This window comes from Pseudomonas sp. 9_2_1, from assembly GCF_059295275.1.
In genome coordinates this window covers 2,034,117-2,055,498 of record NZ_CM181239.1, presented here as the reverse complement: position 1 = coordinate 2,055,498, position 21,382 = coordinate 2,034,117, and the positions used below count along the sequence as shown (strand labels likewise).

Annotated in this window: 20 protein-coding genes and 1 tRNA gene; 11 read left to right on the top strand and 10 right to left on the bottom strand. The window is 52.7% G+C overall.

Translation table 11 applies throughout. From position 1 onward, the window contains the following. Positions 1–3 precede the first annotated feature (3 nt). From AC5O5I_RS09150 to AC5O5I_RS09130, 5 genes are all read left to right on the top strand, one after another. Positions 4–1,041 carry an amidohydrolase family protein gene (locus tag AC5O5I_RS09150; protein ID WP_494512392.1) on the top strand — a complete coding sequence of 346 codons (1,038 nt, stop codon included), beginning with the start codon at positions 4–6 and terminating at the stop codon, positions 1,039–1,041. Between the two features lie 51 nt (positions 1,042–1,092). Next, a complete protein-coding gene (locus tag AC5O5I_RS09145; RefSeq protein ID WP_494512391.1) occupies positions 1,093–1,482 on the top strand; it encodes a tautomerase family protein in 390 nt (129 codons plus the stop codon). Positions 1,483–1,582: 100 nt separating this feature from the next. Next, positions 1,583–2,755: an MFS transporter gene (locus AC5O5I_RS09140; protein ID WP_494512390.1), complete on the top strand. Its 1,173-nt coding sequence runs from the start codon at positions 1,583–1,585 to the stop codon at positions 2,753–2,755. A gap of 59 nt (positions 2,756–2,814) precedes the next feature. After that, positions 2,815–4,173 (top strand): MFS transporter, encoded by a 1,359-nt coding sequence (locus AC5O5I_RS09135; RefSeq protein ID WP_494512389.1) that lies wholly within the window; start codon positions 2,815–2,817, stop codon positions 4,171–4,173. A 54-nt stretch (positions 4,174–4,227) separates the two neighbouring features. Next, entirely contained in the window at positions 4,228–5,133 is a 906-nt protein-coding gene (locus tag AC5O5I_RS09130) for a LysR family transcriptional regulator (protein ID WP_494512388.1), read from the top strand. Here AC5O5I_RS09130 and AC5O5I_RS09125 read toward each other — a convergent pair. The 5 genes from AC5O5I_RS09125 to AC5O5I_RS09105 all read right to left on the bottom strand — a co-directional run bounded on the left by AC5O5I_RS09125 (position 5,119) and on the right by AC5O5I_RS09105 (position 9,158). Beyond that, on the bottom strand, positions 5,119–5,898 hold the full coding sequence (locus AC5O5I_RS09125) for a substrate-binding domain-containing protein (protein ID WP_494512387.1): 780 nt from the start codon (positions 5,896–5,898) through the stop codon (positions 5,119–5,121). The two genes, AC5O5I_RS09130 and AC5O5I_RS09125, sit on opposite strands and share 15 nt — an antisense overlap. A gap of 16 nt (positions 5,899–5,914) precedes the next feature. Then, positions 5,915–7,216, bottom strand: coding sequence for an MFS transporter (locus AC5O5I_RS09120; protein WP_494512386.1), 1,302 nt, complete (start codon positions 7,214–7,216; stop codon positions 5,915–5,917). 403 nt (positions 7,217–7,619) lie between these two features. Beyond that, positions 7,620–8,339, bottom strand: coding sequence for a hypothetical protein (locus AC5O5I_RS09115; protein WP_494512385.1), 720 nt, complete (start codon positions 8,337–8,339; stop codon positions 7,620–7,622). Between the two features lie 162 nt (positions 8,340–8,501). Further along, entirely contained in the window at positions 8,502–8,705 is a 204-nt protein-coding gene (locus AC5O5I_RS09110; protein WP_494512384.1) for an antitoxin Xre/MbcA/ParS toxin-binding domain-containing protein, read from the bottom strand. Between the two features lie 54 nt (positions 8,706–8,759). After that, positions 8,760–9,158 (bottom strand): DUF6957 family protein, encoded by a 399-nt coding sequence (locus tag AC5O5I_RS09105; RefSeq protein ID WP_494512383.1) that lies wholly within the window; start codon positions 9,156–9,158, stop codon positions 8,760–8,762. Positions 9,159–9,929: 771 nt separating this feature from the next. Between AC5O5I_RS09105 and AC5O5I_RS09100 the strand changes: the two genes are divergently transcribed. The 3 genes from AC5O5I_RS09100 to AC5O5I_RS09090 all read left to right on the top strand — a co-directional run bounded on the left by AC5O5I_RS09100 (position 9,930) and on the right by AC5O5I_RS09090 (position 11,179). Next, positions 9,930–10,394 carry a helix-turn-helix domain-containing protein gene (locus tag AC5O5I_RS09100; RefSeq protein WP_494512382.1) on the top strand — a complete coding sequence of 155 codons (465 nt, stop codon included), beginning with the start codon at positions 9,930–9,932 and terminating at the stop codon, positions 10,392–10,394. 196 nt (positions 10,395–10,590) lie between these two features. After that, positions 10,591–10,833, top strand: coding sequence for a hypothetical protein (locus AC5O5I_RS09095; protein WP_494512381.1), 243 nt, complete (start codon positions 10,591–10,593; stop codon positions 10,831–10,833). A gap of 19 nt (positions 10,834–10,852) precedes the next feature. Further along, positions 10,853–11,179 (top strand): hypothetical protein, encoded by a 327-nt coding sequence (locus tag AC5O5I_RS09090; protein WP_494512380.1) that lies wholly within the window; start codon positions 10,853–10,855, stop codon positions 11,177–11,179. 307 nt (positions 11,180–11,486) lie between these two features. On the opposite strand, the gene AC5O5I_RS09085 is transcribed toward AC5O5I_RS09090, so the two are convergent. The 5 genes from AC5O5I_RS09085 to AC5O5I_RS09065 form a co-directional block, all read right to left on the bottom strand. Continuing rightward, the gene (locus tag AC5O5I_RS09085; protein ID WP_494512379.1) at positions 11,487–12,065 is read right to left on the bottom strand and encodes a hypothetical protein; all 579 of its coding nucleotides are present in this window, start codon (positions 12,063–12,065) and stop codon (positions 11,487–11,489) included. 324 nt (positions 12,066–12,389) lie between these two features. Further along, entirely contained in the window at positions 12,390–13,073 is a 684-nt protein-coding gene (locus tag AC5O5I_RS09080) for a hypothetical protein (protein WP_494512378.1), read from the bottom strand. Beyond that, entirely contained in the window at positions 13,012–16,413 is a 3,402-nt protein-coding gene (locus tag AC5O5I_RS09075; RefSeq protein ID WP_494512377.1) for a hypothetical protein, read from the bottom strand. The genes AC5O5I_RS09080 and AC5O5I_RS09075 overlap by 62 nt, the downstream gene beginning before the upstream one ends. Further along, a complete protein-coding gene (locus tag AC5O5I_RS09070; RefSeq protein ID WP_494512376.1) occupies positions 16,410–17,615 on the bottom strand; it encodes a tyrosine-type recombinase/integrase in 1,206 nt (401 codons plus the stop codon). The genes AC5O5I_RS09075 and AC5O5I_RS09070 overlap by 4 nt, the downstream gene beginning before the upstream one ends. A 445-nt stretch (positions 17,616–18,060) precedes the next feature. After that, a tRNA-Ser gene (locus tag AC5O5I_RS09065) sits at positions 18,061–18,150 on the bottom strand. 280 nt (positions 18,151–18,430) lie between these two features. Here AC5O5I_RS09065 and AC5O5I_RS09060 point away from each other — a divergent pair. The 3 genes from AC5O5I_RS09060 (at position 18,431) to tusD (ending at position 21,382) form a co-directional block, all read left to right on the top strand. After that, on the top strand, positions 18,431–19,102 hold the full coding sequence (locus AC5O5I_RS09060) for a Bax inhibitor-1/YccA family protein (RefSeq protein WP_172218690.1): 672 nt from the start codon (positions 18,431–18,433) through the stop codon (positions 19,100–19,102). Between the two features lie 332 nt (positions 19,103–19,434). Next, on the top strand, positions 19,435–20,814 hold the full coding sequence (locus AC5O5I_RS09055) for a nucleobase:cation symporter-2 family protein (protein WP_172218692.1): 1,380 nt from the start codon (positions 19,435–19,437) through the stop codon (positions 20,812–20,814). A 175-nt stretch (positions 20,815–20,989) separates the two neighbouring features. Continuing rightward, positions 20,990–21,382: a sulfurtransferase complex subunit TusD gene (gene tusD, locus AC5O5I_RS09050; RefSeq protein WP_172218694.1), complete on the top strand. Its 393-nt coding sequence runs from the start codon at positions 20,990–20,992 to the stop codon at positions 21,380–21,382.

The window sequence follows — 21,382 nt, the reverse complement described above, 5'->3', positions numbered from 1 at the left end:
CCGATGTCAGTGGATGATACCCACACCTCAAAGACGTTCGTGTTCGATGAGGAATGGTTAGCCGGACACAGTGAGCCGGTGCTGGACGCCGACCTTCCCATCATCGACCCGCATCATCACTTGTGGGGTAGCGAGCGAGGGTCTCGTTATCTGTTCGACGAGATCAATAGTGACTTGAACTGCGGCCACAATATTCGTGCAACCGTGTTCGCGCAGTGCTACGCAATGTCCCGTGCCGATGTAGACGCCATGTGGGCTCCGCTTGGAGAAACCGAGTTCGTTAATGGAATCGCTGCGATGAGCGCAAGCGGTTTGTACGGCTCGACTCGTATCTGCGCAGGAATCGTCGGATACGCCGACCTTAGGCTAGGTGACCGGGTTCAGGCCGTACTGGAAGCGCATCTTTCGCGAGCCCCAGATCGTTTCAAAGGTATCCGTTTCATCACGGAATGGGATGACGACCCAACGATCGTCACCGCCCCTGAACGCTTCTCCAAAGGTCTGATGAGTGACAAGACATTCCGGGAAGGATTTGCTCAGCTGGAGCCCTTGGGACTCAGTTACGACGCATGGTTATTCCACCATCAAATCCCAGAGTTGACTGACCTGGCCCGCGCATATCCAGGTACCACGATCATACTGGATCACATCGGTGCTCCGCTCAATGTCGGGAGCTATGCCGGAAAACAGGAAGAGGTGCTCGAAGTATGGCGGCGAAATCTCGCACAGTTGGCGTCCTGTCCGAATGTGCGAGTAAAAGTGGGCGGTATGAACATGCATTTGTTTGGCTTTGCAAATGAACACCGCGCGAGACCGCCCTCCTCCATTGAACTGGCCGAGCAGTGGCGTCCCTACGTTGAAACGTGCATCGAGCTCTTCGGCCCGTCGAGAAGCATGTTCCAAAGCAATTTCCCGGTGGACAAAGCTGGCTGCAGCTACGCAGTGCTATGGAACACCTTCAAACGCTTGACGCGGCATTACTCATCCTCTGAGAAGTCGGCGGTCTTTCACGACACCGCCGCAGCGACTTACCGAATCTAAATCGTGTGAGTGGCTTGGTTATCAAGCCACCAGACCTTAACGGGGAATCCCATGCCTTTGCTCAGAATTGATGTTGTCCGGGGCCGTAGCGAGGAGCAAATGACGCAGCTTCTCGACACAATCCACGAGGCCATGCTTGAAGCGTTCAACGTACCAGAGCGCGACCGTTACCAACTGGTAACGGAACATGAACCGTCTCGCCTGGTTGTCCAGGACACCGGGTTGGACATACCACGCACGTCTAATGTCGTTGTGATTCAGGTTTTCACTCGACCTCGCAGCCGAGACGAAAAGCAAAAATTCTATCGCCTGGTTGCTGAAAAGCTGAATCAGACCTGCGGGATCTCCCCGGCTGATCTGATGATTTCCTGCATGGTCAATGACGACGAGGACTGGAGCTTTGGCTATGGAGCAGCCCAATTTCTAACTGGCGAGCTCTAGATCACCTACACATGCATGATCGGCTGCTCCACGCGCGCTCCAGCGCATTGAGGAACAGCGGCACCACAAAAAGACAAAACTCGGTGACCGGATACCTCTGATGATACGTGTACTTACTCTGTCCATAGGGATGTTTGCGCTAGGCCTTGATGGTTACGTACTGTCGGGCCTACTGCCGAGCATAGCCGAAGATTTCAGCGCTCCGATTGTGATAAGCGCACAGATCGTGACGGCCTTCGCTGCCGCCTATGCATTGCTTGCACCGCTCCTATCATTCATGACAGTTGCATTGGATCGACGTGTCGTTCTGATAGGCGGGCTTGTGGTATTTGCACTGGCCAATATAGGGAGTGTACTCGCGCCCACTCTTGGAACATTGATGATGATGAGGGTAGTGGCCGGTGCAGCGGCGGGCATCTATGCACCAGCAGCTGCGGCCACTGCTGCCGGACTCGTTTCTACAAGATCACGCGGACGAGCCTTAGCACTGGTAGTCGGAGGGTTGACCACATCAACCGCTTTTGGGGTTCCGCTAGCCCTCCTACTCGCAGACCATTTTGGCTGGCGTGCGGTGCTGATGACCGTCGCTGCAATATCAATGATGGCAGCTACGGGGATCGCAATCTGGGTACCTGCACCTAAAGCTCCAACACGCAGTGTTCCAGCGCTTCGCTGCGTCCTGTCCAACCGTGCAGTTCTTGGCCGGATTGGGGTCATGCTGTTTGCGGCGATGGCAAACCTCGGTCTCTTCACCTACCTGACGTCGGTACTGACGGAACTGAGTGGGGTACTTACGAAAGACCTGCATAAGTACTTCTTCCTCTGGGGGATTGCCGGGCTGTTTGGAAATGCCATTGCTGGTCGGTTACTGGACAGAGGTATTTCAGCATCCAGAATGCTCGCCTGCAGCTTGCTGGCCCTTGCTATCGCGCTGGCCATCTTCCCGCTATTCAGTACCACTCCAGAAGGAGCAGGCTTCATCTTAATTGTTTGGGGAATGGCCGTATGGTCTCTACAAGCACCCATTCAGCATCAACTCGCCGGAATTCTTCCTGAACATGCCAGCACGACCATGGCGCTGCTCGCCTCCAGCATTTGCTTAGGCAGCGCCATCGGTTCCGGGCTGGGCGGCATTGTGCTGAGCCATTCGGTAGCACTTCTGGGCCCGGCTGCAGCGGCATGCGTACTGGTGAGCCTTACCATCCACCTGCGAAGTAGACCCAGCCCGATTCCGAATAAAGAGTTTTCAAGCGTACCTGCCACCACCCCCTGAATGCCGGGCATCAGCCTCATCTGCTGCTTTACCATAACAACAACATTGAGAAATATGCGATGCCACACAACACGTTTGATGCGCCTCCAGATGCCCTTCTAGAAAAACAGATTCTCAAAAAGGTCAGCTATCGGCTGATGCCGGTGCTGATACTTGGCCTCTTCATTTCGTACGTAGATCGAGCCAATCTGGGAGTCCTTTTCAAACCCATGTCAGAAACTCTGGGCTTGAATGCTACGGCCTTCGGGTTAGCAGCTGGGTTGTTCTACCTGGGTTACCTCTTTTTTGAAATCCCCTCCAACATGGCCATGACTCACTTCGGTGCCAGGCGATGGATCGCTCGCATCATGGTCAGTTGGGGCATCATCACGATCATCATGGCAACCGTGCATGGACAGACTTCACTGTTCACGCTGAGAGTCCTGCTTGGGGTTGCCGAAGCCGGGTTTTTCCCTGGCGTCCTTTTCTACCTCACCCTCTGGTATCCACCCCGAGCATTGGGACGATCCTACTCAATTCTTGAAATAGGTATCCCAGTCTCTCTCGCCCTAGCGTCAGTTTTCACTTCAAGCCTGCTTCTACTCGATGGGTGGGCTGGCCTAGAGGGCTGGCGATGGGCGTTTGTGCTGCAAGGGCTGCCGGCGGTGGCGCTCGGCATCTACGTTTTTTTTGTGATGGTGGACGGCCCCTCTAAGGCCAAATGGCTTACCCAAGAAGAACGCGCATATTTGCAGGGGAAAGTGACGCAACCTGAAGGGCACGCGGTCAGTGAGCTCAAACACCTTCCTATGGTGTTTGGTAGCAAAGTGGCATGGGCACTGGCGGCAGTTTACTTTTGCATGTTGATTGGCTTCTGGTCAGTGACTTACTTCCTTCCCCAAATCATTCAGGAGCGTTTTCAGGTCACGCCTGTGAAGGCCGGATTTATTGCCGCTATTCCATGGCTCTTAGCGGGTGTTGCGATCTATCTGATCGGTAAAAGCTCCGAGCGTACGGGAGACCGCAAATGGCACATGCTCATCTGCTTAGTTGCCGCAGGATGCGGGCTACTGATCGGAGCGGCTACCCAGTCGCCAGTCATGGCCTTGATTGGCTTGAGCCTGGCAGCCGCCGGTATGCAGGCATCAGTCCCCTTATTCTGGACAATGCCCTCGACCACCTTTTCGGCTGCCACAGCTGCGATTGCCATTGCCATGATCAACTCAGTGGGCAATCTCAGCGGGCTCATAGGCCCATTTACGCTGGGGTTCTTTCAAGACGTGACCGGCAACAGCCGGGTCGGCCTTTTATTCATGGCCATTTTTTTCTTCATCGCCGCAATACTCGCATTCTTCGCGAGTCGTCACGTGAGTAGGATCCGCCTAGATGAAAAAAAACCGACGCACCTGTCCGCATCTACAACACGTCAGCCGGCATGACCTACGCGATGAAACGAACAATGTTCAGACTCTATCAATCAATTTGGCGTACCGATGTCCATCAACCTTGATCTCAATGACCTACAAGCCTTTCGAGCCGTGGCAGAAAATGGCAGCTTTCGCAAAGCTGCCGACTCTATCCGGATAACCCAGCCTGCACTCAGTCGGCGGATCGAAAAGCTTGAGTCCGCTCTCAATGTAAAGCTCTTCGAGCGCACTACCCGAAAAGTCAGCTTGACCACAGTGGGGCGCGCTTTTCTCCCGCAAGCAGAGAGAGTGCTGGATGACGTTGATATAGCGCTAATGACTGTTGGCGATGCGGGATCATCACGCATGGGAAGCGTGACCATAGCGTGTGTCCCCTCGACTGCTTATTACTTCATGCCCAATGTCATCAGTACGTTCAGACGCGACTATCCCAAGATCAGGGTGCGTGTTTTGGATGCAAGCGCTAACGACGTAAACATAGCCGTGGCTTTCGGCGAAGCTGATTTCGGAATGAGCTTTAGTGGAAACCTTGCCCCTGAGATCGATTTCCAGCCTCTACTCCAGGAGCGCTACGTCATGGCGTGCCGGCGTGATCACGCCCTCGCCAGTCGGGAAAATGTAAGCTGGGAGGAGATGTTCGAGTATGACTACATCACGTTGGACAAGACATCCGGCAATCGCCTGGTTCTAGACCAAGCATTGATCCGGATTCATCCTAAACAGCCTAGCGTTTGCGAGACTCGTCATGTCACTACCATGATCGGAATGGTCGAAACTGGGCTAGGAGTTGCTGCGGTTCCCTCAATCGCCATGCCGGGCAAGTCACACTCCATACTCACTGGGATTCCCCTGGTAGAGCCAGAAGTGGTGCGCAACGTCGGGCTGCTTAAACGCCGGGGTCGTAAGCTGACCCCGGCGGCCATCGAGTTAGAGAAGCTGGTCAGGGAAATGCCCCTGCTATTTCAGAACTGAATCCAGGCCCGTCGAGTTGACCGTTTCTTGAGCTACAGGAGATGCCAAGTAATTCAGTAATGCCTTGGCCTTCTCCGGGTGATCAGCATTCACAGGAATCCCTGCGGCGTAGCGAGTAACCGACTGTAAGTCCTCAGGAATTTTGGAAACAAATTGCGCACCTGGTATGGGCAGCAGCTCGGCTACCTGTTGAAAACCGATTTCGTATTCTCCCTTGGCGATTACAGAGGCAACAGGGATGCGCTCGATCATTTTGCTCTTGGCAGCGAGCTGCTTCTGGATGCCCAGCTTTTTGAACAACTCCTTCTCGATGTACACACCACTCGCGCTGTCGGAATAGGCAACAGACTTGGCATTCAGCAGTACGTTTTTCAGCTCGGCATCAGTGGCAATTGACGGCTTCGCCGCACCTTCCTTGACAGACATGCCTATTCGGGAGTCGGCCAGCTCTACGCGGGAGGCTGGGTCGACCTTCCCTTGTTTGATCAAATCGTCCAGGGCGTAACCTACCATGATGACCACATCGGCGTGCTGACCGCGAACCAACCGATTTGGAATAGCCTCGGGAGCCTTACCCATGGATGGGCCCAGAATGGTTTTCAGAGTATCCCCCGAGGAAGCGGCATACTGAGGCCCTAGCAATTTGTATGCTGCGGTGAAACCGCCTGACGTCATGACTTTCAGTTCGTCAGCTTGTACGAAGGTGCTCACCGTCAGGTAACTCAAGACCAGGGCGGCTAGAGGGGAATAATTCAACCGTTTCATTCACTCTTTTCCTTAATTACACGGCAAGTCGAGTACGGACTGACAGGTGTCGGTATAGCCCGAGGGTGGCAATCAACGCGCAGCCAGCAGCGAATGTCATCCAGTAAGCGGGAGCGGCTTTGTCGCCCGTCAGGTGAATCAGCCAGGTTGACATCGCGGGGGTAAAGCCTCCGAACACTGCAGTTGCGAGGCTATAGGCCAGAGAAAAACCAGCCACCCGAACCTCCACGGGCATGATCTCGGTGAGTGCCGGAATCATTGCACCGTTGTAGAGGGCATATAGAAATGAGAACCACAACAAGACTTCGAGCATGCGAGCAAAACTCGGAGCTTGTGCGAGGAAAGACAAGGCAGGATAAGCCGTCACAATCGTCAGGAGTGTCATTGCCACCAAAAGTGGTTTTCGCCCAAATTTGTCGCTGAGCGCTCCACCGATGGGAAGCCAGAAGAAATTGGATACCCCAACCAGTAAGGTCACCAGCAAAGCATCAGTGGTGCTGAGGTTCAGGACGGTCTTACCAAAGGTCGGCGCGTAGACAGTGATCAGGTAGAACGCGGTCGTCGTCATCGCCACCATCATCATGCCTGCCAGCACGATTCCCCAGTTTTGCAGCAGCGTAGTGAAAACCTGTTTCATCGTGGGTCGATGCTTGCGGGTAGCAAACTCTTCAGTCTCTTGAAGGCTCCGACGCAGCAAAAAAATAAACGGGACAATCAAGCAACCGACCGCAAAAGGAAGACGCCAGCCCCACTCACTGATCTCGGCCGGCTGTAGCCATTGATTTAACCCGTATCCTAGGGCGGCTGCGACAACAATTGCTACCTGCTGGCTACCCGATTGCCAACTGGTGAAAAAGCCTTTACGTCCTGGCGTCGCCATTTCGGCAAGATAAACAGAAACACCTCCCAGCTCCGCGCCCGCTGAAAAGCCTTGCAGCAATCGGCCCAGCAAGACCAATGCTGGTGCCCACAAGCCGATAATCGAATATCCCGGCACCAGTACTATTAATAGCGTACCGCTTGCCATGATTGACAGCGTGACAATGAGGCCTTTGCGGCGCCCCACATCATCAATGTACGCACCTAGAATCACAGCACCGAGCGGCCTCATAAGGAAGCCTGCTCCGAATACTGCAAACGTCATCATTAGCGATGCGAACTCGCTGGTGGAAGGGAAGAAAGCCGTAGCGATCTGAGTGGCATAGAATCCGAAAAGAAAAAAGTCAAATTGCTCAAGGAAGTTTCCAGAGGTGACCCGGAATACCGCCCCAGCCCGGGATTTGGCGTAAGCCGCCTGGGGATGGGATGTGCCTTGCATGAGTGTTCTCCAGCGATCTTATTTATGTGCTTGTAGGCTTTTGAGACCGTAGAGTTTGTTCGACACATCTTGAAACGTTAAGTGATATGTTTTCATCCATTGATGCATATCGTTTATCAATCCGCATTTATCGCGCCGTCGGTAGCGGGTAGGTTCTGAGAAAAGAGCGCTCACAATGACGACTTAGAAGAGGAGCGCTGCACCAGTGGCCTAATGGGATTTTCTAATCTGACTGCACGTGCCTGGGTGTCAGATCGGGAGGTGTCGGAGCTGCTACCTGAGCGCCTCGTGATCGGTGACTTCCCAGGCTTCAAGTCGGTCAATCTGACCAAGGCCAACCTGGACATCGTGGTTCACCAAGAGCTCACGATGGGGCCTGACAAGTGTCCACCTTTCAAGTGGATCAGGCGCCTTTTGCCAGACAGGAAGACGCAGAATTTTCTAAGGCATTAGCCAGCTCATAGAGCGCTTCTCTCAACCGTCTCTCCTCCTGAGCATCGTCAGACGACGGCTGAAACTGGCGAGCATGTTTTAGTAGAGTCTCCAGATGTTTAACGTGAAGCTCTAGCTTAACTAGAACAGGTGGTTGACGCGCTAATTCAGCAACTCGTTCAAAATAAATAGGGATCACACGAACCCCACCTAACCCAGCAGCTCTCGGAAACCCCAGCAAATATCCGTGACACACATCACCTTGAGTTACAACCACCATTAAAAGCTGATTTGACTCTCTATGCTCTTGCATGACCCACGCCTCAAAATATCGTGGAGAATCAGTCAAATTAGCAACGAAAGCATTCAGCTCTTCAATCGTCGCAGGCCATACATTACGTGTCCACGCCACGTCTTCGGAAATAGGAACTAACAAGCAGCGCCCCTCTCTCAAGCCCTCAAGAGCCCGACTGTAACGAGAAGCGACAGGGAACGGATCGCTCTCGTCCAACGGTGCGAAGAACAGCGAGCAACTCATTTGCTTACCGTGCGAAAATCTGGCGGCAACTCGAATTTCCGTGGGCTTGCCGATTTTGGGAAGCTCAACGGGCGCACAGTCAAACACCGCGCCATCTTCTATTTGTCGATGACGCAGACAAAACCGGGCCCACTCATTATACTTGGCTTTCATGCCGCCCCCTTCAATAGGATGAGCACGCTAGTTTCAATGGCAAATCGCGCAACACACTGCCCGGCGGCCTCCATTTTATTGCTACATGCGAACACCATTTAGAGGGTAGGCTCCCCTGTAGCTAGAGACCGTAGGTCAACCAGGCCAACGCCTATGCTTCGATCAGCAGGCGTAGCCGTGGTCAATTCGCTCAAGCACATCTTTCACCATTTGATATCCAGCCTCATCGCGGGCAAGCTCCAACGCAGCAACACCACCGAACTCTAACAAGGGCCGAATCAACCAGGAATCGGCCTTGGCTTTGCTGCCAAACACCTGCTCGGCCTGACGTCGAATCAGCTCCTCAAAATTCATTCCCGTCTTCATGACTCCTTCACCTTATGATCATCATCTCTTGGGCGTATGGCGAATTGGTTGCGTTTAGGCATTTTCCAAGGCTAGGAGTGCAGGAAGGCTCACATGTTTTCTTATCCCTGGCCCGGCTAAGATGTAACTCGTATTCATGCTTTCAAAAGTGCAATCATCTAGTACACGCTGGAAGCTAGAGCGAATTGCACCTGCTCGGGAGCCTCGAACTTTACTGTCGTACACCACAGTATTGGCAAAAACCACCGTTGGCTGTAGTCCCATAGCATTGAGATCATCTTCAACATCGCTAGGCACCATGATGTCGAGTAGGAGCCAATCCCGGACAACATAAAATGGTCGGCTCTGATTATTTGTCCATGCCGTATCCACAATCACGTCATCTGGTTGGCCATCCCCTTCCAGGGGAAAGCTGTATCCGGATAAAAAGTCTGCTACCAACGCTGCTTCCACTGTACCTACCTGTTTCGTCTTAGCGCGCTACATCTTGCATCGCTTCGTTGCGGGATATGCCGGCCTTAGTGAAGGGCGCCCTCGAACTGAGGGCTTCCACCTTCCAGCGCCCAGTCGCAAACGACATAGACGCTTCCATTTCTCGTCTCAAACAGATGGTACGCACCATGCTCTAGGCGCCGTCCCAATGGAGACGTTCGGATTGTCGAACCATCTCGGAACCGGCCGCGGCTCTCGCGATACACAATGCCCACTATGCAATTGATTGACGGATCGAAGACAGCACTACAGAGAAAGCCTGTTATTGGGATACCAAAATTTGTGGCCATCGCCCGCTCCACGGTGGCAGGCACTGGCCCGGGTGCCGTTTCCATCGGTGACTGCTGGCTGGCCAAAAGCTCAAAATCGCTGGACATTTCAAGGCCCCTATGGAACAGCTGAAATTCGATATGTAGGTCGCTGTACAGACGGAGTTTCACGTTCACCTCGTTCACATCAATGCGGCGCGTCGGCCTGGCCGTTGCCGCTGACTTGCTGGGCCGTTGACCCTGTTCTGCTACGCCGTTAAACGCTGCTCTGCCAGACGATCGATTTAGGGGTAAATTGAAGTCGTCACCTATCCAACAATCTACTCGGCAAAAGAAGGATGTCCTCTGCAGCTCAATGCCTGGCCGAAACGAGTCTGCCAACCTGCTCAATTACGGTAACTATATACGGTGTAACTGAACGCAGCAACATGGCCAGATCCTTCTCTTTTCGGGAGGCGATCCGATGTCGCTGAAGCCGGCATTTGCTGCAATGCTTCGATCCGTCCGCGAGGCACAGTCTCGCACGCAGGAAAACGTGGCCACCGCCACATCCCGCACCTACCTGGGTCACCTGGAAAATGGCAGCTCCAACGTAAGCTTGGACAAGCTGAATGAACTCGCGCTCAGCCTTGGCCTGTCGCCGCTGACGCTGATTGCCCTCACCCTATCCGCTCACGACGAGTGCTCCGCTGACGAAGCCCTGCAGCGGGCCCACGATGAAATCCATGAACTGGGTGAAGCCGTGAAGCTTGAGGTGATTCGGGCGCATCTAGTTGAAGGAAAGCTTGTGAAGCGTAAACCTCACCGGCCAGCAGATGCGGAGAAGCTAGCGCGGGTGCAGGCGTGCAAGGCCAAAGGCATGTCCCAATCTGCAACGGCCCGGGAGCTTCGGTTGAGCAAGGGTACGGTTCACTTGCTCTGGCACTGAGTGCCCCTTTTTGCTCTCTGATCTATGGTCAATTTCATAGGGTCGACAATTGATCGAAGATAAAGGCAATTATTAATGCAATTCTGCTGAAACGCACCATGAACTACCTAGAGCTCAGCGGTGTGGCTCTGGTCGACAAGGTCAGCGTGCTGCGGGAAGACGGTAAGCGCACTGTCCCAGAACCATCAGTGGACTGTTGAACGACACCACGCCAGTCGACCCGTTTCCGATGGGATGGATCGCTGAGCTCGTGCGCTCAAAGCTGATCCGCGAAGAACGATCATGGATAAGGTTGCCGAACGGCAGGTTCATCATCGGCATTGTCAATATCAAGGGCGGCGTCGGCAAAGCATCAATCGCAAGGAATCTAGCGGCGATCGCAAAGCTTCTACGCCTGAAAAGATGTCTGCAACAGCATCGCCCAGGACTTCTTTTTTGAATCACAAGGGCAGGAGCCGTTGAAGCCGGATCCGAATGGCTTGCTCACTCGGTTTTTCCCAGATGTATACGTGGTGCCCGACGAGTTCGCCAGCAGCTTTGACAACTGGGGGACTCAGCAACTGAACGAGAGCAACGTGCTCCAAGCCCCAGTGCAGGTGCTGCATCGACCTAGCCTGATGTGCATGGACTTCGCCAAGACTGCGAGCCGTGACGGGTTCGATGTGACCAGCGAGATGTTCTGCCCGTTCTTCATCCCGCAGTCGGTTTTAACGAGCTCTCCCCTACCCCGCGACGTCACGAGTGACTGGCAGCACCTCGACCAGAAGAATTACCGGTTCTTTTAGCACCTGGTTTCGTTGGTAGATGGGGAGATGTTTGAAAGTTATGAAATGGAGCAGAAAGTGAAGAAATCCGGGTTAGAGGAACTGTTGGATTGGGCGGAGGCCGCCTAGATGCAGACTGTTGAGTCGAAACGAGTGATTCCAAAAAGCAGCCAAATAGCACCATGCTGTCTAGGAGGTCTGCGCGCGTACAAAAAACGGCGGAGGCGTGAACGGATTCAAAAACGTGCTGGGTCAAGAGTATCCTGTTTAGGCGCCGAATAATGCTTGAAGCGGCGACATTTGCGATGGCAAAGTTAGCTTGAATTGCCTAAAGACCAATATCACGTGCAAGTCGAATTTCGAGTAGCTCATCAGATAAAGCCTCTAACGGACAGAGCTCGAAAGCTTTCCAAGTAAGTTCGTGCCAAATGTCAGCCTGAATGATAAGCATGTTGTATACCTCGCTCATTCGACTCCCCTCGTCGTCTACTGAAATAATGACGCCTTTTGGGAGAAGCTCGGTTAGTAACTTTATCACAGGTTTCGGATAACAACATCTCCCCGCAAGCTCAGCAATTGGCTGATAAATAAAACAACCCCAATCGTGGCGAAACGTGATAACAGGCAGTAGTGCATCTCGAAGCTGCCCATACTCGAATCTTGAGGCAACTATCCACCAGATTCTCTGGACATCCAGGAAAGACAGCTCTTCGGGAGGAGTGTCACGGTTATCCACATAGTTGTCACAAGGAATCGGGCTGCCAGGCTGCCAGTCGACCATAGGAGAAGATGGATTGGAGGTGATCTGCACAGGAGGAGGATGTAGAGTCGCTATCATAGCTTCTTGGTCAATTATGATAAAGATGAAATATACAAGAGCCCCCGCTGGCTTTTGCCAGCTGGCCATGGTTGCTCAGCCTTTATACCCCGCGCCCCGTTCGCTTAGATCCAAAGTGACTCGAGTGACAAGCACGCAGGCTCCAGGTCGTAGTAGCGTCTGCGACGGGGCGGCTGAGAAGGTCTAACAGGGTTGAACAACGAAGACGATTCTTGCCCCGAAGAAAGCTATTTGCCGGATCAACCTTTAGAGCCGATCAGTGCGAAAATAAAAACCCACCACCAGCCACTGCCACCTCGACCTAATCACTGAAAAACAGTAAGTCATAAGAAATCATAAAGCGGCACGCCAATTTGACAAGTATGATCATTCATACTTGCCTTAACCAACCCTTCACTCAGAATTTCGTTCAAACCATTCAATGACCTCCTGACGAATCGAGCTCAGCTCATGCAAAGCTGAAAGCTCTACAATAATACCGCTCGGCCCATACAAACCTGCCTTGGGGTAATAGTCAGTTTCATCGCCTTCAAGCACCGTCTTGAATGCTTTGTTAACTTGCTCTTGAACTCCATCCAAAATTGCCAGAAGCAATTCTAGCTTCTGATAAAAGACCCTCGAATCTACAGATGCACTAGAACCCAAACGCGCAAAACTAGCTTCAGAGGTCATACCCAAATCAATTGCCCGTATCTTCTCCTTAAGAAGCTGATTTTGAGTCTCTAAACTCATTATTCTGATTTTACACGCCTCTAGCTCGGATATACTAATTTCCGTTTTTTGGGAAACCTTTGGGGATATTGCTAATGCCTTTTCTAAAAGTGGGCGATAGTCATCACTACGCAACAACGTAACATGACTCATCGGTTTGAAAACCTCGCCTCTCTCGCCCTCATCGAGCGAGAGATGACGTTGGAGCTCAAACTCAGAAACTAGTTTTGATACATCTTTCGCGAGACGCGATAGATTCGCGTACTTGCCATTGGAGAGAATCTTCAGAGCTTGAGCTATTAACTCAACTCTCTGTTTCTTCTGAGCTTGACGATAAGCGACGAAGGTGTCCTTTCTCTGAACCAATACCTCTTTCCTCCCGAGCCTTAAATCCAATACTATCCTGAATAAAAGTATTGGGTCTTCCGGGACTGGCTGGAGTGTCAGCCATCTGCCCGACCCTATAGACGTCCATGACGTCCAAAGCTCCGGAATTTATCATACTGCTGATTTGGGAAGCCAGTTGGATACCAGGCAAGCCCTCGCTGATCTGCATGAGGCTGCATAGATCTCCTTCGTGCATCTGTAATATCGCTCGCAAATAGGCGAATTTAGTGTCTAGTTCCGGACTAGAGGTCTCAGGAAAATTCTGTACATCAACGATGCGCTTCACCAGATGCTCAGCGTTCGAAAGCTCCACTCGTCGCAAATGGCCGACCACGGTAGCCCCATCCTTGGCGAAGTAGCTAGCGTTTTGTCCCTCGGAGGCCATCTTGTAGAGCTGCTGTTCAATTGCCTCCAGAGCGAAAGCTTCACGTGCGTAATGATCATGCTCCTGCTCAAGGCGATCAATAGTTCCGCGGCTCACCGGACTCTTCTTAAGTCGTTTGTAATGGCTGATTTTCTTGACCACCGCTACCATGTGTTCTTTACATCTGTCTTTCTCCGCACTAACAGCCGGCAGATGTACTACACCGCGCATAGCGTAAGGGCAAATAGAGCAAGGCTTATTAAGCCCATATTGCACTACAATCTCCTTGGGACAACGATTCCCGAATGCACAGATATGCCCAGCATTGAAGGCAAGCTCCGTTTCTTTCTTCGCTCTCAGAAGCTCTACACCAGTCTTGTCCTCCTGTACGCCCACGATACTAATCAATCGATGTGTATCGATCGCCTTCACAGGATCTTTCTCAATATCGGTGCGTAACCTCTCGTTGATCAGGTGGATAGCCTCTGCCAACTCTGGCGCCTCGCCGGCCTCCAGTCGCTGAGTGTTTTTCGTCAAATAGCTTGCCAGCAGCGCTTGGTGATCCGGAATCGAGTCCCGGTCAAACACCCTGTAATACCATACCAATTGCGCGGTTTGCCCAGTGAGATGAGTACCAATCAAATCTGGTGGCAAGAATCGCAATGCTTCTGTGATGAACCCAGCACGCAAACTGTGAGGCGTATGAACACTCCCAATACGGTGAAGCCCAATATTTTTGATTAGGTCTTCCGTATAATGAAGTCGCTCACGATCATCTCCTTTTAGCTTCCCCTTGACATAAACAAGATCAGGAAGAGAGTCATTGTCGAATTGGTTTACGATCGCATATTGCAACATTGCCAAATAACGGGGAAAGAAACGATAATTCGCCCAAGTAGTGGGGGCCTCATTTGGAGCCCTGAATAAAGGTTTGTAGCTGCCGAAGCGAGACCCTTCGCTCATCCCGTAAGGAAGGGGTTCTTGATACTCCTTGGAAATACACTGATCGTACCAATCCCTCTGTCGTTCGAGCAACGCAAAGATATGTTTATTGATGATCGCAGTCCACTCTCCGTGAGCCTTATCACTGCTCACAAAGAGTGGCGCCAATAGACTACCGCAGGTGGGGTCATACGCTTGATCAAAGCGATCCTTATCCAGCCAGATAAGGTGATGCTGCCTAAGCCCGGTCTCGGACATGAGAATAGTAACTCTTACATGATTGGGAACGACCCTCTCTACAATTCCCTTTCCTTTCAGTTCATATCGCGACAATTGGTAAAAGCGAGGAATAAACTCAAACCGATAAACCTTTCCGTCCTGGTAAAAAATTGGACAATAGTTCAACACACTGAGATCTATCAGGCCAAAGGCTTTCCCTGACTTCCCCCAGATCGATTCCCACGCTGCAACCTCTTGAAGCTCGAACAGAGTGGGACAATGCAGGCGGCCTTCTAACACACCAGGCATCACTCCCGAAGCCATCTCGTTCAGATGCATCATTAGATATTCCAACGAATACAGCATATCCAAGAAAACTTTGAAATAAGCTCGCGGAATCGGCCTTTTGGCCGTGCTAACACGCCCCTGAATTTTTGGATAGCATGCGGTGCTAAAGGTATTTACAAATTTCTCAGCATTCTCATGAGACAATTGAGTCCGCACAACAAAATCACAGAAGTCATCGTAGGTTTTCACCCTTTGATAATGTGTCTCCGGACTGTAGTTATGAATGCGAGAATAAATGGAAAGAAATTTCAGGAACGACATAGGCGGCGCAGCTTCATAATTGCCATAGCCATCAATAAAAGTGTATTCCCGTGTAAAGTAGATTACGCATGAAAACTCGTTAAAATTTTTTGGATACCCTTTCAAACTAGCGTCACGCCGAATAAAGAAATTCGGTAAATAGGCCGTTAGATAACTCAAGAGCAAATTTAAAGCGAACACTTCGTTCTTATCATTCTGCAACCGCTTCGACATTGTAAACGAACGAAAAACCGCATTTATCTGCTCACAAAATTTGGTCACAACCTCTGGAAGCATCGCATATAAAGGCGATTGCTCTCCAGGCTCCATGCTGTAGACAAGTTTGATGGTACCTGGCATGACTACAGTGTTGATCATTTCTTCGGGAGATACATCCGTCCCTTCACCGTAGGCCAAAATTTGATCGATTACGCGGCCAGAGGCCGTCACGGAACTGAGAGGCTTCTTAGGGTTTTTACGGAGCTTTTCGACTGCTGTCTTCGCCCGCTCAACTAAGGCTATCTTTTCAGGATCGCTATTACACAGCAGAAGAAGAAATTCCACGACGGCAAATCTGGCCAATGGTGCATCTCTGCGCCCTCCGCTAAGACACATTTTGAAGCAGAACTCATATGTCAAATCTTCCGCGCTGTGGATATGCGTACTCAGCAACAACCGTAGCCAGTTGTTAGATTTGTACTCATGATTGCGGACTTGCTTTTCGCTCAAGAATAAAGAGCCTCGCCCCCTTAAGGAGCGAATGGACATGAGCGACTGAACGCAACATTCGTTAGAAAGAGCATCTAACAGATCCTCGACATGGTAAGCATTGCGCACCGTCAATGGCAGTATTAATTTTTTCTCCATCCACAGCACAGCAAACACCAACTTGAAAAAATTAGTGACAGACTGATCTCGTTTTGCAGTAGAGAATGGGAACGAAGGGTGCGCTTTTGAAATTGGTACTGCGCACCCGACCGAGCAACACTCGACAAGTTTGTTCGCCTCCTCCTCTTTAAATAATAGAAAGTTGGTATTTGCGTCGTTGAAAAATGTCCTAACCTGATAAAATGAGTCAGGCGTGGTATAAGGAGGCGCAAACCGTTCGTACAGCTTTCTCACCCGACTAATAGCGTCATGCAGAGCGATGCCAACTTTCGCACCGTGTACTAGCCATAGTGGCGCACCATCATTAAAAACCATCATGCTGCTTCTCCCAACAAGCGCCTTAGCAACTCGGTCTGGCGCTCAAGATATTGGATCTGAACACTTAGAATGCTGTGATTAGTCGAACGAATGCGCGAAAGATTCATCGCAGAAAGCGTTGCCTCTAACATAAAGCCATCTTTACGAGCATATTTTTCGGTCGTCTTTGTGCTGGCATGCCCCATGACATCCCTTACAAATGCTAGATCCAAGCCGAACGTTCCTGGCACGAAGGGATTAGGACAGTGATTCACTAAGTAATAGGCATACATATGCCTAAGCGAGTGAAATCCATACCCCCTACCAGTTACCGCTTGAGCCGCCTTATGAAATCGCTCCCACATCGCTTGATAGGAACTTGGAATCGGTTCTCCATTCAGCAGGTTCCTGAAAAGAAATCGGTGTGTTACGGGCCTATGTCTTGAAGACTCTAATACACGCTGCTCCTGACTATATTCATCCAAGTATGTCCAAAACATGGACGCAAAAGGCTCAATCAGATACGTTTCAGCTACTCTCCTTCCTTTATGACTCAATACAGATAGAGCCGCATCGCCCATAAACCCCGATAGTTCTTTTAGTCTAGTAGCAGGATCAACAATCAGTACACGACTTTTACTCGGCTTATCGAGATTGATCTTTACGTCATCTCTAAAGATTGTTAACGCCTCTGAAATTCGGCAGCCTGACGCCGCGATCAAGCTCCACAGCACCTTATCACGCAAGCACATGGCGCTCTCGATCAATGCCTGGCATTTATCGATTGGGAAGACTAGGTCATCCCCGCCAAACCTATCGGTGTACGTCACATTGGAGCGTTTGGACACAGGCACCAATGTGGCTTTTGGCACACGCCTCACGCCCCCCTGAAGACAACCTGCCAGCCAACTGCTTTCCTTAATCGCCCGCTTTACCCCGACAGAAGCTCCAGCGTGCCGGCTGGTTGTGAGAGGAAGCGTTGCCACGAGCGTATCACTTACATATCCAGTCTCTACCAGTTGCTGCAGGGATATCCGAAAGTTTTCACTCGCTGCGATGAAGTTGTTAATCCCTGCGATATGTACCCTGATAGAACTGCCACCCATAGACCTGTTGCCGATCATTTGGGCTGCAGCACTGATATAAGGATCTGAACTCTCGCTTCCATACACCAAATAGCTTTCGTAGCTGTCAATCGCGTCAGTAAGGATTAGGTTAGTCAAACCTCCTCTTATGTGAGCCATTGCATAGACGTACGCTAGGAACAGCTTGACGGCTTCGCTATAGGTTTTGACGGTGTTAGGGCTGCACCGGGCTGCTAGGCCATACGTCCAATGATCGAAGAACTCAGCTACCGCCGGGTCACCGCACAAAAGCCTGTAGAACGCCCTCCCGTTGCGTGAAGATTTGACCGTTTCAAAGTACATCCTCTTTAGCGTCATCTGTGAATACCACCATCTGCTCAAAAATCCTCATAAGGCGCAGCTGCTTTCGTCGACGGTGCGCATGGTGCACAAAGGCGAAATAAGCTGCAACCGCACAAGTTGCATTCGATAATTTGAGCGCTCTTTTTTGTGCCTGCATGGACGGGCGGTAGCTTGAGAGGGCAGGAATTCGAGACGAAAAAAAAGGGCCTAGATTTCTCTAGGCCCTTGATTTTGCTGTGTTTGGCGGGAAACCAGGGATTCGAACCCTGGGAACGCTCTCACGTTCGCCGGTTTTCAAGACCGGTGCATTCAACCACTCTGCCAATTTCCCGGGAGGTCTTGCTGAGGAGCGATGACCTGGATGGTGGTCGCCGTGTTATAAGATGCAACAGGTAAGTACCTTAGATAAGAACTCTAGGATAGTTGCCCATCGACGGTTTTCAAGACCGTTGCCTTAAACCACTCGGCCACGCTTCCAGCTCGTTTTGCGGTCGCCATAATACCGTAATGAAACACGCTGTCAAACTCTCTGTGTCGCGGGTTGCAGGAGCTCTGATAGACTCCTAGCATCTGAACGTTCGAAACCACAGGTTTTACCAAGGAGTGTCGCCATGCGCGAACAGGATTACGCCGTACACCACGGCCAGCAGGTCGAGCAGCAGGAGATCAGCAAGGTCCTGCGCAACACGTACAGCCTGCTGGCGCTTACCCTCGCCTTCAGCGGTGTCATGGCCTTCGTGGCCCAGCAGATGCGCGTCGGCTACCCGAATGTGTTCGTGGTGCTGATCGGCTTCTACGGGCTGTTCTTCCTTACCAACAAGCTGCGTGATTCGGCATGGGGCCTGGTGTCCACCTTTGCCCTCACCGGCTTCATGGGCTTCATCCTCGGCCCGATCCTCAACCGTTACCTTGGCATGGCCGGTGGCGCTGAAGTGGTCAGCTCGGCGTTTGCCATGACTGCGCTGGTGTTCGGTGGCCTGTCGGCCTACGTGCTGATCAGCCGCAAGGACATGAGCTTCCTCAGTGGCTTCATCACTGCAGGCTTCTTTGTTCTGCTGGGTGCGGTAGTAGCCAGCTTCTTCTTCCAGATCAGCGGCCTGCAACTGGCGATCAGCGCTGGCTTCGTGCTGTTCTCGTCGGTCTGCATCCTGTTCCAGACCAGCGCGATCATTCATGGTGGCGAGCGTAACTACATCATGGCGACCATCAGCCTGTATGTGTCGATCTACAACCTGTTTGTCAGCCTGCTACAGCTGTTTGGCATCATGGGTCGTGATGACTGATTGACGTTGTTTGAGAAAGCCCGCTTCGGCGGGCTTTTTTGTGGGTTTCAGAAAGAGGATTGGGTGAGGGACCTAGCTGGTTGGCGAACACCGGCGGGGCCGGTGGTATGAACTGCGTGTGGATTCTTCGCGGGTGAACCCGCCCCCACTGAGGTCGGCGGCGCAGGCTCTGACTCTATTCCCCCTGACAAACCAGCATCAAATAACTGACTAAAAAGTCAAATAATCAGGTAAATAGTCACCGATCATGCCGCTATCGTGCTTTTCTCTACCGCAATCCCTCATCACCCCGTAGAATGCGCTCCTTTTTTCATCCGGGGCAGCTTTCAGCAATGAGCTCACATGAACACAGCCCAGGCGCAGCGGCGCCTGCCAACGAACTGGTGCTTGGTCTGGAGGACAAGCCACGGCTGTTGATCGGCCTGCTTGCTGCCCTTCAGCACCTGCTGGCGATCATCGTGCCTATCGTCACGCCTGGCTTGCTGATCTGCCAGGCGCTGGGCGTTTCGGCGCGGGATACCAACCTGATCGTCTCCATGTCGCTGGTGATCTCGGGTATTGCCACCTTTGTTCAGTGCAAGCGCTTCGGGCCCTTCGGCGCCGGTTTGCTCATCGTGCAGGGCACCAGCTTCAACTTCGTCGGCCCGCTGATTGCTGGCGGTGCGCTGATGGTCAAGCAAGGCACGCCGGTAGAAGGCGTGATGGCGGCCATCTTTGGCGTGGTGATTGCCGGTTCGTTTGTGGAAATGGGCGTGTCGCGCATCCTGCCTTTCGTCAAACGTCTGATTACCCCGCTGGTGACCGGTATCGTGGTGTTGATGATCGGCCTGACCTTGATCAAGGTCGGCCTGATCAGCATGGGCGGTGGCTTCGGCGCCATGGCCAATGGCACCTTCGCCAATGGCGAGAACCTGCTGCTGTCGGGTGTGGTGCTTGCAATTATCGTCATCCTCAACCGTATCCCGGTGGTGTGGATGCGCAGCTGCGCCATCGTCATCGCCCTCGCCGTCGGTTACGCCCTGGCCGGCTACATGGGCCGCCTGGACTTCACAGGCATGCACCAGGCCGCGCTGTTCCAGGTGCCCACCCCGCTGCACTTCGGCCTGGGCTTTTCGTGGGCGCTGTTCATTCCGATGCTGGTGATCTACCTGGTGACTTCGCTGGAAGCCATTGGTGACGTGACCGCCACCAGCAAGGTGTCGCGCCAGCCAGTCGAAGGGCCGGTATGGATGCAACGCATCAAGGGTGGGGTGCTGGTCAACGGCGCCAACTCGCTGCTGGCGGGGTTGTTCAACACCTTCCCGAGCTCGGTCTTTGCGCAGAACAACGGCGTGATTCAACTGACCGGCATCGCCAGCCGCCATATCGGTATTTGGATTGCCGTGATGCTGGTGGTACTGGGGCTTTTCCCTAGCGTTGCCGGGGTGATCCAGGCAGTGCCAGAGCCGGTGCTGGGGGGTGCGGCAATGGTGATGTTCGGTGCAGTTGCGGCTTCGGGCATCAATATTCTGGCCAGCACCCGGCTGGATCGCCGTGCGCTGCTGATCATTGCGGTGTCGCTGGCGCTGGGCCTGGGTGTCGCGCAGGTGCCGGAGTTCCTGGCGCATATGCCATCGGCGATTCGCAATGTGCTTGAATCGGGTGTGGCTACCGGGGGTATCTGTGCCCTGGTGCTGAACTGGTTCCTGCCGGAGAGCAAGGAACAGGCTTGAGCCTGGTGCTTGTCGGTTAGGCCATGGGGCTGCTGTGCAGCCCTTTCGCGACCCGAGGCCGCTCCTGCAGGTGGCGTGCAGGACATACGGACAGGTTGAAAGCCCGCGCCGCTTGCACAAGCGGGCGCGGGCTTTTTTGCTTTATCATGGCAGCATTCCTTTGCATGAGTTATCCATGAAATTCGCTATCGCGGTGTTCTCCCCGGCCCATGCGCCCTCCTCGCGGCGCGCTTTGCGCTATGCCGAGGCGGTGCTGGCCGGCGGGCATGAGATTGCCCGGCTGTTCTTCTATCAGGACGGGGTACACAGTGCCTCGGCCAACGTGGTCGCGCCCCAGGACGAAGTGGACGTGGCAGCCCAGTGGCGTGGCTTTATCGAGACCCATCAGCTGGACGCCGTGGTGTGCATCGCCGCCGCCCTGCGCCGTGGCGTGCTCGACGAGGCCGAGGCCAACCGCTACCAGCGCCCGGCCGTGAACCTGCCCAAGCCTTGGGAACTGTCCGGGCTTGGCCAGTTGCATGAGGCCGCTCAGCTTGCCGATCGGCTTGTCTGCTTTGGAGGTGACTGA

Bases quoted from the DNA above. Each gene is read 5' to 3' on its own strand.
- AC5O5I_RS09150 (WP_494512392.1), top strand. From the start codon at position 4: ATGTCAGTGGATGATACCCACACCTCAAAGACGTTCGTGTTCGATGAG.
- AC5O5I_RS09145 (WP_494512391.1), top strand. From the start codon at position 1,093: ATGCCTTTGCTCAGAATTGATGTTGTCCGGGGCCGTAGCGAGGAGCAA.
- AC5O5I_RS09140 (WP_494512390.1), top strand. From the start codon at position 1,583: ATGATACGTGTACTTACTCTGTCCATAGGGATGTTTGCGCTAGGCCTT.
- AC5O5I_RS09135 (WP_494512389.1), top strand. From the start codon at position 2,815: ATGCCACACAACACGTTTGATGCGCCTCCAGATGCCCTTCTAGAAAAA.
- AC5O5I_RS09130 (WP_494512388.1), top strand. From the start codon at position 4,228: ATGTCCATCAACCTTGATCTCAATGACCTACAAGCCTTTCGAGCCGTG.
- AC5O5I_RS09125 (WP_494512387.1), bottom strand. From the start codon at position 5,898: ATGAAACGGTTGAATTATTCCCCTCTAGCCGCCCTGGTCTTGAGTTAC.
- AC5O5I_RS09120 (WP_494512386.1), bottom strand. From the start codon at position 7,216: ATGCAAGGCACATCCCATCCCCAGGCGGCTTACGCCAAATCCCGGGCT.
- AC5O5I_RS09115 (WP_494512385.1), bottom strand. From the start codon at position 8,339: ATGAAAGCCAAGTATAATGAGTGGGCCCGGTTTTGTCTGCGTCATCGA.
- AC5O5I_RS09110 (WP_494512384.1), bottom strand. From the start codon at position 8,705: ATGAAGACGGGAATGAATTTTGAGGAGCTGATTCGACGTCAGGCCGAG.
- AC5O5I_RS09100 (WP_494512382.1), top strand. From the start codon at position 9,930: ATGTCGCTGAAGCCGGCATTTGCTGCAATGCTTCGATCCGTCCGCGAG.
- AC5O5I_RS09085 (WP_494512379.1), bottom strand. From the start codon at position 12,065: ATGGCCAGCTGGCAAAAGCCAGCGGGGGCTCTTGTATATTTCATCTTT.
- AC5O5I_RS09075 (WP_494512377.1), bottom strand. From the start codon at position 16,413: ATGATGGTTTTTAATGATGGTGCGCCACTATGGCTAGTACACGGTGCG.
- AC5O5I_RS09060 (WP_172218690.1), top strand. From the start codon at position 18,431: ATGCGCGAACAGGATTACGCCGTACACCACGGCCAGCAGGTCGAGCAG.
- AC5O5I_RS09055 (WP_172218692.1), top strand. From the start codon at position 19,435: ATGAGCTCACATGAACACAGCCCAGGCGCAGCGGCGCCTGCCAACGAA.
- tusD (WP_172218694.1), top strand. From the start codon at position 20,990: ATGAAATTCGCTATCGCGGTGTTCTCCCCGGCCCATGCGCCCTCCTCG.